General features: G+C 65.0%; 14 protein-coding genes. All 14 read right to left on the reverse strand.

Annotated elements, in window-relative coordinates:
• Nucleotides 1-735, reverse strand: a complete 735-nt coding sequence (locus tag GY937_24045) for a gamma-glutamyl-gamma-aminobutyrate hydrolase family protein (protein ID MCP5059786.1) — start codon at nt 733-735, stop codon at nt 1-3.
• Nucleotides 736-740: 5 nt separating this feature from the next.
• Nucleotides 741-2123, reverse strand: coding sequence for a glutamine synthetase (locus GY937_24050; GenBank protein MCP5059787.1), 1383 nt, complete (start codon nt 2121-2123; stop codon nt 741-743).
• Nucleotides 2120-3607, reverse strand: coding sequence for an amidophosphoribosyltransferase (locus GY937_24055; GenBank protein ID MCP5059788.1), 1488 nt, complete (start codon nt 3605-3607; stop codon nt 2120-2122). The genes GY937_24050 and GY937_24055 overlap by 4 nt, the downstream gene beginning before the upstream one ends.
• A 20-nt stretch (nt 3608-3627) precedes the next feature.
• On the reverse strand, nt 3628-4629 hold the full coding sequence (locus GY937_24060; GenBank protein ID MCP5059789.1) for a phosphatidate cytidylyltransferase: 1002 nt from the start codon (nt 4627-4629) through the stop codon (nt 3628-3630).
• A 1-nt stretch (nt 4630) separates the two neighbouring features.
• Nucleotides 4631-5098, reverse strand: coding sequence for a dUTP diphosphatase (dut, locus tag GY937_24065; protein ID MCP5059790.1), 468 nt, complete (start codon nt 5096-5098; stop codon nt 4631-4633).
• Nucleotides 5099-5101: 3 nt separating this feature from the next.
• The gene (gene pnp, locus GY937_24070; GenBank protein MCP5059791.1) at nt 5102-7300 is read right to left on the reverse strand and encodes a polyribonucleotide nucleotidyltransferase; all 2199 of its coding nucleotides are present in this window, start codon (nt 7298-7300) and stop codon (nt 5102-5104) included.
• Nucleotides 7301-7530: 230 nt separating this feature from the next.
• A complete protein-coding gene (rpsO, locus tag GY937_24075) occupies nt 7531-7794 on the reverse strand; it encodes a 30S ribosomal protein S15 (GenBank protein MCP5059792.1) in 264 nt (87 codons plus the stop codon).
• 106 nt (nt 7795-7900) lie between these two features.
• On the reverse strand, nt 7901-8854 hold the full coding sequence (gene truB, locus GY937_24080) for a tRNA pseudouridine(55) synthase TruB (GenBank protein ID MCP5059793.1): 954 nt from the start codon (nt 8852-8854) through the stop codon (nt 7901-7903).
• Complete coding sequence (rbfA, locus tag GY937_24085; GenBank protein ID MCP5059794.1) at nt 8841-9212, reverse strand: 30S ribosome-binding factor RbfA; 372 nt, start codon at nt 9210-9212, stop codon at nt 8841-8843. The genes truB and rbfA overlap by 14 nt, the downstream gene beginning before the upstream one ends.
• Nucleotides 9209-9490 carry a DUF503 domain-containing protein gene (locus GY937_24090; protein ID MCP5059795.1) on the reverse strand — a complete coding sequence of 94 codons (282 nt, stop codon included), beginning with the start codon at nt 9488-9490 and terminating at the stop codon, nt 9209-9211. Before GY937_24090 ends, rbfA begins: the two co-directional genes overlap by 4 nt.
• A gap of 39 nt (nt 9491-9529) precedes the next feature.
• Nucleotides 9530-12025 (reverse strand): translation initiation factor IF-2, encoded by a 2496-nt coding sequence (infB, locus tag GY937_24095; protein MCP5059796.1) that lies wholly within the window; start codon nt 12023-12025, stop codon nt 9530-9532.
• A gap of 63 nt (nt 12026-12088) precedes the next feature.
• Nucleotides 12089-13504: a transcription termination/antitermination protein NusA gene (gene nusA / locus GY937_24100; GenBank protein ID MCP5059797.1), complete on the reverse strand. Its 1416-nt coding sequence runs from the start codon at nt 13502-13504 to the stop codon at nt 12089-12091.
• 18 nt (nt 13505-13522) lie between these two features.
• Complete coding sequence (locus tag GY937_24105) at nt 13523-14038, reverse strand: ribosome maturation factor RimP (protein MCP5059798.1); 516 nt, start codon at nt 14036-14038, stop codon at nt 13523-13525.
• Between the two features lie 491 nt (nt 14039-14529).
• The gene (locus GY937_24110; GenBank protein MCP5059799.1) at nt 14530-14748 is read right to left on the reverse strand and encodes a hypothetical protein; all 219 of its coding nucleotides are present in this window, start codon (nt 14746-14748) and stop codon (nt 14530-14532) included.
• Nucleotides 14749-14809 lie beyond the last annotated feature (61 nt).

Here is a 14809-nt window from a genome sequence, read left to right on the forward strand (position 1 = left end):
TCAGGCCTGTTCGACCAATGCCCGAAAGAGTCGCGCCTGGACGGAGTCGAGCTCGAGCTCCGGATGCCACTGCACCGCCTGCAGCCAGGCTGCGCCCTCGAGTTCCAGAGCCTCCACGGTTCCATCCGCCGCGTAGGCGGCGGGCCTGAGACCTTCACCCAGGTGCCGAACGGCCTGATGGTGCCAGGAGGCAACCCGGTCCAAGGCTTCGCACCCGAAGAGTGTCGAGAGCGCCGATCCAGCCTCCAGCCGGACAGGATGATCGGTGGCCTCGATCTGGCTCTTCCGATGGGCGACCTCCTCACCCATCTCGTCGGGGAGGTGTGAGTGGATGTCTCCCCCGAGAGCGACGTTCAGCACCTGCATCCCGCGGCAGATTGCGAGCGTCGGAAGCGAGCGGGCCAGTGCGGATCGAATCAGCGTCAGCTCGAAATGGTCCCGCTCTTCACACATCGAATACATGTGGCCATGGGTCTCCGTTCCAAGAGTCTCCGGATGGAGATCCCCGCCACCGGTCATCACGAGACCATCCAGACGATCGAGAAGCGATGCGGGTGCGGGAGCGCCCGGCACGAGGAGCACTGGCTCACCACCCGCCCGGCGGATCCCATCGACGTAGGCATCCGGCAAGGTGAACCGGGAGCGCCCTTCTCGCTCGCGGTGGTAGGAGGTAACCCCGATCCAGGGAGAACCCGAGGCGGGTCTCGTCCGCCCGCCGTTCGCAGCTCCGGCCACCGGCTTCAGATCCGTTCGAAGTACCGCGCCCGTTCCCAATCGGTGACGGTACTGCGGAAGCTGGCCGCCTCGGTGCGCGCAAAGTGGAGCAGGTGATCGACGACATCGTCACCGAAGCTCGCCCGGGCGAATGAACTGCCGTCGAGAAGCTCGATGGCCTCCTCCAGGCTCGCCGGAATATGCGGAAGATCCTCGGCGTCGTAGACATTTCCCTCGAACACCGGCCCTGGATCGAGCCCCTTTTCGATCCCATCGAGGCCCGCCGCCAACAAGGCGGCATACACCAGGTAGGGATTCGCGTCGGCACCGGGGATCCGGCATTCGACCCGCAGACTCGGGCCCTTCCCCACCAGACGGAACCCAGCCGTGCGGTTGTCCCAGCTCCACGCGATGCCCGTCGGCGCGAAGGTTCCGGGCTGGAAGCGCTTGTAGCTGTTCACCGTCGGTGCGAGGAAAAAGGCCAGTTCGCGCGTGTGAGCCAGCAGCCCGCCCAGGAAGGCACGAAAGACCGGCGAGCAGGTTGCCGGGGTGCCGGCCAGCGGCTCATCCCCACGGAAGCTCGACTCCCCCTCCGGGCTCCACAAGCTGGTATGCACATGGAAACTGCTTCCGGCCAGGCCCGAATCCCACTTCGCCATGAAGGTGAGCGACTTGCCCGTACGATGGGCGATCTCCTTGGCTGCCTGCTTGTAGATGACGTGACGGTCCGCCATCTCCAAGGCCTCCGCATAACGAAGGTTGATCTCGTGCTGGCCCGGGCCCCACTCGCCCTTGCTGAACTCGACTGGAATGGCCGAGTCATGGACTTCGCGGCGAATGGAGCCGATCACGTCCTCGGCCATCGTACCCGAGAGCAGGTGGTAGTCCTCGATGTAGTCCTGGCTCTTGTCGATCTCCCGGTAGCCCTTGCTGCGGGCCGAGCGGTATCCCTCGTCGAAGAGGAAGAACTCGAGTTCGCTGGCCATCATCGAAACGAAACCCATCCCCGCGGCTCGCTCCAGCTGACGCTTCAAGATGCTCCTTGGCGCCACGCTGACGGGGCCACCTTCCGGAGCCTGTGCGTCACAAAGCACGAAGGCCGTCCGGTCGAGCCAGGCGGCCCGGCGAAGGCTCCCGAGGTCGGGGACGGCGTGGAGATCGCCGTAGCCTTTCTCCCAGCTGGTGTAGGCATAGCCGGGGGTCGGATCCATCTCCATGTCGCAAGCCAGGAGGTAGTCGCAGACGTGCATGCCGTCTCCAAGGACTTCTTCCAGGAAGAAATCCCCGAGGATCCGCTTGCCGACCAACCGACCGTAGAGATCCGGGATCGCCGTCACGACCGTTTCGATGGCGCCGGATTCGATCTCGCTGCGCAGTTCATCGAGGCCGAGGCGCCCCCGTTCCTTCATTCGGGCGCCTCGTCGCGGCTGCTCTCCCCAACGGGCTTGAAGAGCGAGAGTTGGGGAGCATCGTCGCCACGCTGGATCGGCACCGGATACTCATCGGAGAAGCAGGCGTCGCAATGGTCGTGCTTCAAGTGCTCGGAGAGCTTTCGCAGGCCGTCGACCGAGACGTAGCCCAGGCTATCGGCTCCGATGGCCTCGCAGATTTCGTCGACGCTGCGCCCGGAGGCCATCAACTCGCCGCGGGTCGGCATATCGATGCCATAGAAGCAGGGGGCAATGGTAGGCGGTGCTGAAATGCGCACGTGCACTTCTCGGGCGCCGTTGTTGCGCAACAACGTGGACATCTTGTTGAGCGTCGTGCCACGCACGATCGAATCATCCACGAGAGCCACTCGTTTTCCCTTGAGCAGCTCCCGGATCGGATTGTGCTTGATCTTGACGCCGAAGTTCCGGATCGATTGGGCCGGCTCGATGAAGGTCCGGCCCACGAAGTGGTTGCGGATGATGGCGGTCTCGTACGGGATGCCCGCTTCCTCGGCAAATCCCAATGCGGCAACGCTACCGGAATCGAGGAGGGGCACGACCATATCGGCTTGAACCGGATGTTCCCGGGCCAGGGCCCTTCCGAGTTCCTTGCGATAGGCGTAGACATTGCTGCCCTGGAGGTTCGAATCCGGCCTGGCGAAATAGATGTACTCGAAGATGCAGAACGCTTCCCGGGTGGGCTTCGGAAAAGGACGCATCGTGCGCAGGCGTCCGCGTCGGATCACGACCACCTCGCCCGGATCCACGTGGCGCTCGATGGTGGCACCGATCAGATCCAGGGCGCAGGTTTCGCTGGCCACGACCCAGGCGCCATCCAGGCGGCCCAGCACCAGCGGTCGGAAGCCATGGGGGTCGCGCACCGCAACCAGCGCATCATGGGTGAGCATCACCAGGCTGAAGGCGCCCTTCACCCGTGAAAGTGCATCGATCAGCCGCTCTTCCAGCGAAGACTCGCGGGAACGGGCCAGCAGATGAACGATCACTTCACTATCCGCCGTCGTGCTGAAGATGGCGCCGCGGCCCTCGAGTTCGCGGCGCACGGCGCCTGCGTTCACCAGATTGCCGTTATGCGCGATGGCTACCGGGCCGCCGTCGGTGTTGGCGCAAAAGGGCTGGGCATTCCGCACCAGGCTCTCGCCCGCCGTCGAGTACCGTACGTGCCCGATTCCATGGCGCCCGGGCAACCTGTCCAACACCTTCTCACTGAAGACATCGGATACGAGCCCCATACCGCGGTGGACGAATTGCTCGCCGCCCTGGGCCGTGCAGATCCCGGCGCTCTCCTGGCCTCGATGCTGGAGCGCATACAGCCCCAGGTAAGTGATGTTGGCCGCCTCGGCGTGCCCGTGGATGCCGAACACACCGCACTCATCCCGAGGCCGTTCGGAGGCGTGAGCCCGGAGCAGGCCGGAAAGGGACGCGTCGGGGGGACGGCACGACATGGGATCGAACGCCTCGCAGATCAGCCCGGCAGAGGCTGGTTGAGGAAGGTGTAGGCGAGAAGCAGATAGTACATCACGGGGATGGCCAACAGGTTCGAATCGATCCGGTCGAGAACGCCACCCGTTCCGGGCAAGATGCCGCCGCTGTCCTTGACCTGCGCATCCCGTTTGAGGAGCGATTCGACCAGGTCACCCAGGATGCCCACGATGTTGAGCACGACCGCGAGAACGGCACAAGCCAGGAAGCCGAGATCGTCAGAGAGTTCGGGCCAGAACGTATCGAACAGGACCTTGTTGAAGAGGGCCATGATCATTCCCGCCGCCATCGCACCCAACGCACCTTCGACCGTCTTGTTGGGACTGACGAAGGGGGCGAGCTTGTGCTTGCCGTAGGCTCCGCCTACGAAGTAGGCGCCCACGTCGCCGCCGATGACCACGGAGATCGTGAAGAAGAGGAAGAAGGCGCCCGCTGCGGGATCGATCCCTGCCGCCGCTTCCGGCCCGAAACGTTGGGCCACCTGGGCTTCGAAGCTGCGCAGCACGACCGCGTGGGAGAGCAGCCAGCCCACGTAGAAGACCCCGAAGAACGTTCCCGAGATGCTGGCCAGGGATTCGGCGATCCGGGCCTTGCCAAGCTGCGCCACCATCACGCCGAGCAGCACGGCCGAGAGCACCAACGTGGCCAGGTACTCGCTGCCGAGATAGGCGATCACCGGAAGCGCAGCGGCCGCCGTCATGCCGAATGTCCGCAGGGGCTCCGCCCCCTTGGCCTCGATCATGTCGTAGAACTCGCTCACCCCGAACATGGTGATCACGAGGACGGCCCCGAGCACCCAGGGGCCGGGCTGGAAGATCACGAAGATGATCGGCGGGATCAGCATCGCGGCCGTGATCAGCCGCAGGGTGAGGTTCGAGCGAGGCTTCTTGCCCTTGGATTCTCCGGAGTTCGGAGATTTGGACTCTCCGGAATCCGGTTCGTCTTGCGCACCCGTGGAACCTTCGTCCTGCGTCGCTTCGCTCATCTCACTCCCGTCCGGTGGAGCCGAAGCCCCCGCCACCACGTGCGGTTTCGTCCAGACTCTCGCCCTGCTTCGCCAGCTCGAGACGGGCCCGCACGACCGGGGCGATGACGAGCTGCGCAATGCGATCCCCGCGCTGCACGACGAAGGGCTCTTCCCCTCCATTCCAGAGCAGCACCAGCAGCTCCCCCCGATAGTCCGAGTCTATCGTACCCGGAGCGTTCGGGAGCGTGAGGCCGTGGCGCAACGCCAAGCCGCTGCGCGGGCGCACCTGGCCCTCATAGCCTGTGGGAATGGCCAGGCGAAGGCCGGTCGGGATGGCCGCACGTCCGCCGGAGGCGATGCATACATCCTCCCGAACGGCCGCGCGCAGGTCGATTCCCGCGGAACCCGCGGTGGCATAAGCCGGCAGGGGAAGGTCGTCACATCCATCGAGCCGTTCGACCCGGACGACGACCTCCCCTGCCGTCATGCTCTAGGAACCAGGTGTACCTTCAGCAATCGCTCCAACCAGCGCTTCCTTGCGCGAGAGTCGGATGCGACCGCTCGGGTCGATGTCGATGCATTTGACCAGCACCTCATCGCCCTCGGCCAGCACGTCGGTCACCGAGTCGACCCGGCCTTCGGCCAGGTGGCTGATGTGCACCAGCCCGTCGGTGCCCGGGAAGATCTCGACGAAGGCGCCGAAATCGGTGATGCGCTTGACCTTGCCCGTATAGAGCTTGTCGATCTCAGCTTCCTGGGTGAGCTCCTCGACCATCGCCTGTGCGCGTTCGAGGGAGGCCAGGTCCGGCGCAAAGACCGAAACCGAGCCGCTGTCGTCCACCTCGACCTTCGATCCGCTCATCTCCTGGATGCCGCGGATCACGCGGCCTCCCGGTCCGATGATGTCGCGGATGCGATCCGGCTTGATCTGGATGACCTCCATCCGCGGCGCCCAATCGGAGAGCACCTGTCGGTGGCCGAAGCCCGGCAGGTCTTCCTTGGTGTCTCGCTCCATCGTCTCGAGGATGTGGAGCCGGCCGTCCCGAGCCTGGGTCAGCGCCTCTTCCATCACCGTCCAGTCGACGCTCTTGATCTTGATGTCCATCTGGAGCGCGGTGATTCCGGTCTTGGTGCCAGCGACTTTGAAGTCCATGTCACCCAGATGATCCTCGTCGCCGAGGATGTCGGAGAGCACGGCGTGTTTGTCGCCGGACACGATCAGACCCATGGCAATACCCGCCACCGGCGCCTTCAGCGGTACACCCGCATCCATCAGCGCCAGGCTGCCACCGCAGATCGTGGCCATCGAAGACGAACCATTCGATTCGAGCACCTCGGACACGACCCGCACCGTGTACGGGAACTCCTCCTCCGTCGGCATGACGGCCCTGAGCGCGCGCTCAGCCAGGCTGCCGTGACCGATGTCCCGGCGCGACGGCCCGCGCAGGAAGCGCGCCTCCCCGACCGAGAAGGGCGGGAAGTTGTAATGCAGCATGAAGCGCTTGTCCGTGCGGCCTTGCAGCGAGTCGACCGTCTGGGCGTCGGCGCCACTTCCGAGCGTGGTGTACACCAGCGCCTGGGTCTCTCCCCGCGTGAACAGCGCCACACCGTGAGCCCGCGGCAGGGGCCGCACCTCACTGAAGATCTGGCGCACATCCGCCGGGGCGCGTCCATCGATGCGCACGCCGTCGTCGAGCAACCGCTCACGCATCAGATCGGAACGCAGATCGTGGAGCAGATCCTTGCTCTTGCCCGTCAGCGATCGGAGGCCCGCCTGGCGCTCCTCCACCGCGTCGAGGGTGTCGAGGCTGACCTTCTCCTGGCGGAACTCGGTGGTGATCTCGTTCATCACCCCCTTCTCCACGTCGCTGATCGCGTCGTAGCGCTCCTTCTTGGTCTGGATGCGAACGGCTTCGCGAAGCGTGGGCTCCGCCATCTTGCGGATGCGATCGCCGAGCGCCGTGTCCACTTCGGGGAGCACGACCTCGCGCTTCGGCTTGCCGGCCATCTCCCGAAGCTCGTCCTGGGCCTTCAGCAGCGGCTGGAGGTTCTCGTGACCGAACTGCAGGGCCTCCAGGATCTCGGCCTCGGTGGCCTCCTGCGCACCACCTTCGACCATCACCAGCGCCTTCTCGGAGCCGGCGACCACCAATTCCATCGCACTGGTCTGCAGCTGCTCATGGGTGGGATTGATGGTGAGCTGCCCATCCTGCTTCCCGATCCGCAGCGCCGCAATCGGGCCCTGGAACGGAAGATCGGAAATCGTCAGTGCCGTCGAGGCACCGATGAAGGCCGGCAGGTCGGGCGGGTTTTCGTTGTCGACCGCCAGCACGGTGGCGACGACATGAACCTCGTCCACGTAGCCCGTCGGCCAGAGCGGCCGGATCGAGCGATCGATGAAGCGGCAGACCAGGATCTCACGATCCGAGAGCCGCGCCTCGCGCTTGAAGAAGCCGCCGGGGATCTTTCCCGCGGCGGAAGTCTTCTCGACGAAATCGACCGTGAGCGGGAAGAAATTCTGTCCCGGGCGCGGATCTCCGTGAGAAGCGGTGACGAGGACGACGGTGCCCCCGTAAGTGACGAGCGTGGCCCCTGCGGCCTGCTTCGCCATGCGGCCGGTCTCCAGCGTGAGCGGGCGACCTCCGAGATCGAGCGTCAAGCTCGACGGTTCGAACCAATATCCTGACATAACATACGTCTCCTCCCGGCCACCCGTCTGGGTCGGACCGGGATTCCCATGGAGGCGGCGGGGGATGCCAGGCTCTCGTCGAAATGCGGAATCGGGGATGGGCGGAGGGGATTCGTTCCGTGCATCCCGGATTCTCACACTCCGGCTCGTGCCTGGCCCAGACCACATGGGGTGGGCCGCCTCGTTCTTGTAACCCGCCCGTCTCTCGGGCGGAGTGCCGCTCTCTCTTTCTAGCGGCGCAGACCCAGACGCGAAATCAGGGTCCGATAGCGCTCGGGGGCGATGCCCCGAAGATAATCGAGCATCCGGCGTCGTTGACTCACGAGCTTGAGCAGCCCGCGCCGGGAATGATGATCCTTCTTGTGGGTCTGGAAGTGCTCGGTCAGCTCGGTGATGCGTTCGCTCAGGAGAGCGACCTGCACTTCCGGTGAGCCCGTGTCCGAGTCATGGGTCCGGTACTCACTCAGGATTTCCAGTTTTCGCTGGGCGATCAAATTCGTGTCTTCCTAACGGCTTGAATGGGTCGAAGGTTTATCAGAGCGGCATCGGGGCAGCAAGGAACGCCCCAAGATCGGGGAATTGCGAAGACGCCCCGCGGGGTCATCCGCTTCCCTCGAGCAGGCGAAGCGGGTGCAGCCAGCGATCCGGCCGCAGTTCCATCACGGCCAACATCTCACCACTGGGGAGCAGGGCCGCAAGCTGATCGCCCGGCCGGGGCGGAGGGCCGGTCTCGAAGTCGCCGCTGGCCTCCGCAGCGGGAATGGCAGCGCCGTGGCCGACTTTTCTGGCCTGGACTGCGGTGAGACGCACCCGGGGAAGCTCGAGTGCCTCATCGGGCGGAATCAGTGCGGTCTCGAGTTCTCCGGCATCGGCCAAAGCCTCCCAGGCCTCCGGAGTGCGTGCCTGCTCGAGCGTAAAGGGGCCACTGCGGGTACGCCGCAGGCCTGATAGATGGGCACCGCAACCGAGCTTCTCGCCCAGATCGGCGGCCAGGGTCCTCACGTAGGTCCCGGGCGAGCAGTGGACCTCGATGCTGATCTCGGGCTGCGCGTACTCGGGCATGGAGATCTCGTGGATCGTCACCGGCCGCAGTTCCCGCTCGACTTCCTCACCCTTGCGCGCAAGGCGGTAGAGAGGCACCCCGTCTTTCTTGACCGAGCTGTACATCGGCGGCAGCTGTTGGATCTCACCTACGAAGGATTGGAGAGCCTGCTTCACCACCTGCTCGTCGGGCAGCGGCCCGTCGTGCTCGTAGGTCACGCGGCCTTCGGCATCGAAGGTATCGGTCGATTCACCCAGGCGAATGGTTCCCACGTACGCCTTCTGGCCGGCGGCCAGGAACGGTACGAGCTTGGTGGCGCCTCGAATCGCCAGGGGCAGGACGCCCGTGGCCAGCGGGTCGAGGGTGCCGAGGTGCCCGACTTTGCGAATGCCGAGCCAGCGGCGCGCTTCGTCCACGACATCGTGGGACGTCATTCCCACCGGCTTGTCCACCACCAGGAAGCCCATCGGCCCCGGCGTGTCGGGCCTCTTGCGCCGCCTATTCCTCCCCATGGGAGACCTCCGCGAGCAGCCCGAGAGTACGCGCCCCGAGTTCGAGGGAATCATCGTGATGGAAGCGCAGCTCCGGCACGCGTTTGATCGGCAGGTTCTGGGCGAGGCGTCGGCGCAGGAAGCCGGACGCGCTCTCCAGCCCCTCCTGGGTGGCCAGCACCGCCTCCGGGTCGCCCTCGCCGTTGTCGCCGTTCGCTGCCATGCAGCTCCAATCGATGCGCGCGTTGCGGAAGTCCGGCGAGAGATCGACGCGGGTGATCGTCACCAGCTCGATGCGCGGGTCGGTGATCTCCTCGTGCAGGAGCCGGGCGAGTTCGCCGCGGATCTCCTCGCTCACTCTTTCGGTTCGACGCGTCAAAGAATCTCGATCTCCTGAGAGGTCACCTCGGCCAGGTGCAGGCCCTCGATGAAATCCACGGCCTTCTCCAGGCGCTGGCGGGCGACCAGCCCTTCGTTCGCAGCTGTGGTCAAGCCGATCACAGCGATTTGCCAGGTGTCCTGGCCGCCAACCTCGGCGACGGACACGTTGAAACGGTTGCGCACCCTCTGCAGAATCGATTTGACGACGCCGCGCTTCTGTTTGAGTGACTGGGACCCGTGAACGTGGAGCTCCACCCGAGCTGCGCCGACGAACATGGGCCCGAGCGGGCGTCGCCCGCTTGTTTCGCGAGCAGGCTAGAGCTCGGCGGCGTGTTCTTCGAGCTCGTAGGCCTCGATTACATCGCCGATCTTGACGTCGTTGAAGCCCTCGATGCCGATGCCGCATTCAAAGCCGGTCTGCACCTCGCGCGCATCGTCCTTGAAGCGCTTGAGCGAGGCGAACTTGCCCTCGAAGACGAGCACGCCATCGCGAACCAATCGACAACTGGCGTTGCGTCGCACCAAGCCATCCGTGACGTACGAGCCGGCGATGGTACCGACCTTCGGAATCGTGAAGGTCTCCCGCACCTCGGCCTGGCCCAGCACCTTCTCCTTGACCGTCGGCGGGAGCAGACCCGCCATGGCGGCTTTGATCTCGTCGACGACCTGATAGATGATCTTGTAGATCCGCACGTCGACGCCGGCGCTCTCGGCCGCCTTGCGCGCCTTGACGTCCGGGCGTACGTGGAAGCCAACGATGATCGCGCCGCTCGCCTCGGCCAGCTGCACATCCTTCTCGGTAATCCCACCGACGGATGCGTGAAGCACGTTCAGGTTCACCTTGTCGGTCGGAAGCTTGAGCAAGGACTCGCGAATCGCCTCGGCCGAACCCTGGGTATCGGCCTTGATGATCGTCGGGAGTTCCTGCGGTCCACCGCCCTCCGCGAGGGCGAAGAGGTCTTCGAGGTTGACCCGGGGCCGCTTCGGCGTGCCAGCACGCTTGCGTTCCTGGTCTTCCCGATGCGCCACGATCTCCTTGGCCACCTTCTCGTTCTCGACGGCGTGGCCGACATCTCCCGCATTCGGAACGCCTGAAAGGCCCACCACCTGAACAGGCATGGACGGCGGCGCTTCGTTCAGCACCTCGCCCTTGTCGTTCATCATCGTGCGAATCTTCCCCGAATGGGTACCGACCACGAAGACATCGCCACGTTTGAGCGTGCCTTCCTGTACGAGCAAGGTCGCCACCGGGCCGCGGCCCTTGTCGAGCTCGGACTCGAGCACCACGCCCTTGGCGCGCACCGTCGGATCCGCCTTCGGATCGATCAATTCAGTCTGGAGCAGCACGGCCTCGAGCAATTTGTCGAGGTTCGTCTTCATCTTTGCGGAGATGTCGATGGCGAGCACCTCACCGCCGAAATCTTCGACGACGACGTTATGCTCCATCAAGCGCTGGCGGGCCACCTGCGGGTTCGCATCCGGCAGATCGCATTTGTTCACCGCGACCACGATCGGCACACCAGCTGCGTGCGAGTGATCGATCGCCTCGATCGTCTGGGGCATGATGCCTTCACCGGCGGCGATGACGAGGATCACGAGGTCGGTTGCCTGTGCTCCGCGCGCACGCATGGCCGTGAAAGCCGCGTGGCCCGGTGTATCGATGAAGGTCATGGTGCCCTCAGGCAACGTCACCTGGTAGGCACCGATATGCTGGGTGATGCCACCCGCCTCGCCCGCAACCACGTCGGTCTGGCGCAGGGCATCGAGCAGCGAGGTCTTCCCGTGGTCGACGTGGCCCATCACGGTCACCACCACAGGACGCGACTGAAGGTTCTCCTCCGAGCCCTCGCTCGTGGCGTCCAGGAAATCCTGTTCCTGGAAACCCACATCCTGGACTTCGAAGCCGAACTCCTTGGCCACCTGCTCGGCGATCGCAACGTCGATGGTCTGGTTGACCGCAACCATCGTACCGAGCGCCATCAGCTTGCCCTGAACCTGGGCGGCTTTCGCGCCTAGCTGCTTGGCGAGTTCGCCCACGCTGATGTCGCCCTGGACGCGAACGACCTTGTTCTCGACCTTCGCGGCCTGGGCCACCTTCGCCTTCGCCGCGGGAGCATCGCGCCTTCGGCGACGCGGGTTCGAGATGACACGCGAATCCGCCGGTGCATGGCGTCCGGTCGTCCGGCTCGTCACCTGGCGGGCGATCTGTTCCTGCTCGCGGAGATTCACGACCTCCTTGGCCTGCTTGCGCTGGCGTGCCGTCCGTGCGGCAGCGGGACCCGTCTCCGGTCCGCTCTGAGCGGCCGGGCGCCGCGGCGCACCCTCCGGCGCGGGCCGGGCAGGTGCCGGGCCCGGAGCCGGCCTCGCAGCGGGGTCGGGCGCCACTTCACGCTCCGGTTCCACTGCCGGCGCCTCAGGCTCGGCAACCTGGGCAGCAGCTTCTTCTGCGGGTTCACCGGCTTCTGCAACTTCCTCCGCTTCACCGACGGGCGCGACCTCAGCCTCCGCCGGCGGCGCAGCAACCTCGGCTTCTGCCTCGGGAACGACCTCGGCGACCGGCGCCTCAGGCTCCGGCGCGGCTTTCTTGCGCCGGCGAATCACGGCGGTTCCGCCTCGCGCCTGAACACGGGCCTCAGTGATGCGATTGGATTTCTTGGCGCCGAGCTTCTCGCGCAGCACGTCTGCCTGCTCGGGATCGACCGAAGCCATGGCGTTCTTCAACGCGATGCCGATCGCGTTCGCCTTTTCGACGAACTCGTTCCGCTCGATGCCGAGCTCTTCTGCGATCTTGTAGGCCCTTACGTTCGCCATGGTCTCCCGCGTCAACCTTGGAATGAGCTTCCGGATCGATCCGAAGTGCCGGATCGGTCGGGATCAGCTCTCGCTCTCGTCCTCGCCGCTGCCCTCGGGAGCAGCCTCCGCCTCGTCCGGTGCTTCGGCGGCCGCAACGGCAGCGGCCTCGGCAGCCGCCTTTGCGGCAGCAGCCGCTTCAGCGGCCTCGGCCGCCTCACGCTCCGCCGCTTCGATTGCGGCACGCTCCGCTTCTTCGGCTTTCACGATCGCCAACTCGGCAGCCTTCTCCCTGATCCGCTGCGCGCCGGCCTCGTCGACACCAGGCAGCGTCATCAAGAACTCCGCGTCGCATTCGGCCAGGCCCTCGAGAGACGCGACACCCTGCTGGAGCAGATAATCGGCCTCGGCGTCGCCGCATCCCTCGATGACAGACACCGCTTCCGCGAACCACTCGGCGACTTCGCGCATGCGCGATTCGCTCTTGATGTCGATCTTCCAGCCCGTCAGCTGTACAGCCAGGCGTACGTTCTGGCCCTTGCGTCCAATCGCCAGGGAAAGCTGGTCGTCGGGCACGATCACATCCATCGTCTGCGCCGGTTCGTCGATGATGACCTTCGAAACCTGGGCCGGCGAGAGCGCACTGCAGACATAACGAGCCGGGTCGCTGCTCCACGGCACGATATCGATGCGCTCGCCGCGCAGCTCCTGCACGACGGATTGCACTCGGCTGCCCTTCATGCCGACGCAGGCGCCCACCGGATCCACATCGCCGTCTCGAGAAGCGACCGCCACCTTCGAACGACCGCCCGGTTCCCGGGCCGCCGATGCGATCTGGACGATGCCTTCGTAGATCTCCGGCACCTCTTGCTCGAAGAGCTTCGTCAGCAGCTTGATGCTGGCCCGCGAGAGGACGACCTGCGCACCCTTGGTCTGATTGTTCACATCGAGCACGTAGGCGCGGATGCGATCACCGGGGCGATAATTCTCCCTCGGAACCTGTTCCTTGGCGGGAAGGACCGCCTCGGAGCGGCCCAGATCGACGATGATCGAGCCCTTCTCGAAGCGGCGCACGATGCCGTTCACGACATCGCCGAGCCGATCCTTGAACTCGTCGAAGACGATCTCGCGCTCGGCATCGCGAACGCGCTGGATGATCACCTGCTTCGCGGTCTGGGCAAGGATCCGCCCGAAACCGTCGGTGTTGAGCTTGATCCCGATCTCATCACCCAGTTCGGCTTGCGGATCGAACTCCCGGGCCTCGTCCATGGTGATGTGGGTGTCCCGATTGGAGACGACGTCGACCACTTCACGGAATTCGAAGAGCTCGATCTCGGCCGTTTCTTCGTTGAAGCGCGCCTCGATCTCCTTGTCCTGGCCATACTTCTTGCGTGCGGCCTGCTTCATCGCCTCTTCAAGGGCATGGATGATCGACATGCGATCGATGCCTTTGTCCTTGGCGATCTGATCGATCTCGCGCTTGAGCGGGTCGAGGTTCATGACGTCTCCTCGAAGGCTTCAGGACGCACGGTCGGCGCGCTTGGCGCCAGACGCGAAATCGTCCCTGGTAAACTGATAGAGCGTGCGGGCGCGGGCGACGGCCTCGAAGGGGACCTCGCGAGGCTCGCCGTCGACTTCGACCTCGATCACGCGACCGTCGAAGGCAAGCATCTTGCCCTTGAAACGGCGCCGACCCTCGACGGGGTGGCGGGTCTCGATCTTCACCTCTTGCCCACAGGCGTTGTGAAAATCTTTCTCTCGGGAAAGCGTGCGATCGAGCCCGGGCGAGGAAACCTCGAGCTGGTACTGGCTCTGCACCAGATCGGCAGCATCGAGACCGACCGCGATCTCCCGCGACACGGCGACACAACGATCGATCGGAACCTTTCCATCGGACAGGGGCGTATCCACGACGACACGCACGGTCCAGGGGGAGCGCCCCTGCCGCAACTCGACGTCGACCAATTCCAGGCCGTGATCTGTGACGATCGGCTCGATCAAAGCTCGGTACCCATCCGGGATGTCCCGGTACATGCTGCCCCTGTTCTGCCGGTTCCTGTCCTCGGCTTGACCAGACGAGAGCTGCTTCAAACCTTCCTGACACAAGAAGTGCGCTCAGGCGATAGCGATCCCCTTGCCTGGAAGCCCGAAACCAGCCCCACAAACAAAAAAAGTGGACGGAGCGCCCACCTCTTGCACACGCTTACACGCGCCCTAAGCCGGCGTAACCTATCCAAACCATTGAGGTTTGGCAACCAGAACCCTTTCCACACAGAGCCCAATCCTCCCCGCGGGGGAGACCAATTGATTGCCACATTGAGGCACGCGACACCTGATGGCACGCACCGCCGCCTGCGCGGCGTCGCGGTTGGCCAGCCTGGCGCTCGCGGGCTGTTGAGGGGGATCGGTCGGGGCGTTCGGGAGTTCCTTCGATCCTGCGGGGCGTTTCCGGATGGCCAACGGACGGGTGCGGCGCCTTGGGCCCACATCTATGAGGCGGATGCCGGCTCTCGCCCGCGGGTCGGCTACACGGCGCTCGGGATCTCGGCCGGGTCGAGCCGCGGGCCAGCCTTCCGCCAGCCCTCGGCCAGGAGCCATGTATGTGGGTTGGCGATAGCCACCACGTTTCCCCCAGGTCGCTCCCGCGCCTGGGCGACGAGCCTTCCGGCAGAGCGCCGCCAGCCCTCGAACCAGCGCCCAGAGGATGCAGGATCGATTCGGGCCGTCCGAGGCTTCGTCTTCATGTGCCTACGAGCATTCAGAAGCACGTAGCGCATCGCATTCCGCACCTGGGTCGGCGTCCGC

It is taken from the genome of bacterium (assembly GCA_024228115.1).
Classification (GTDB): Bacteria; Myxococcota_A; UBA9160; order UBA9160; family UBA6930.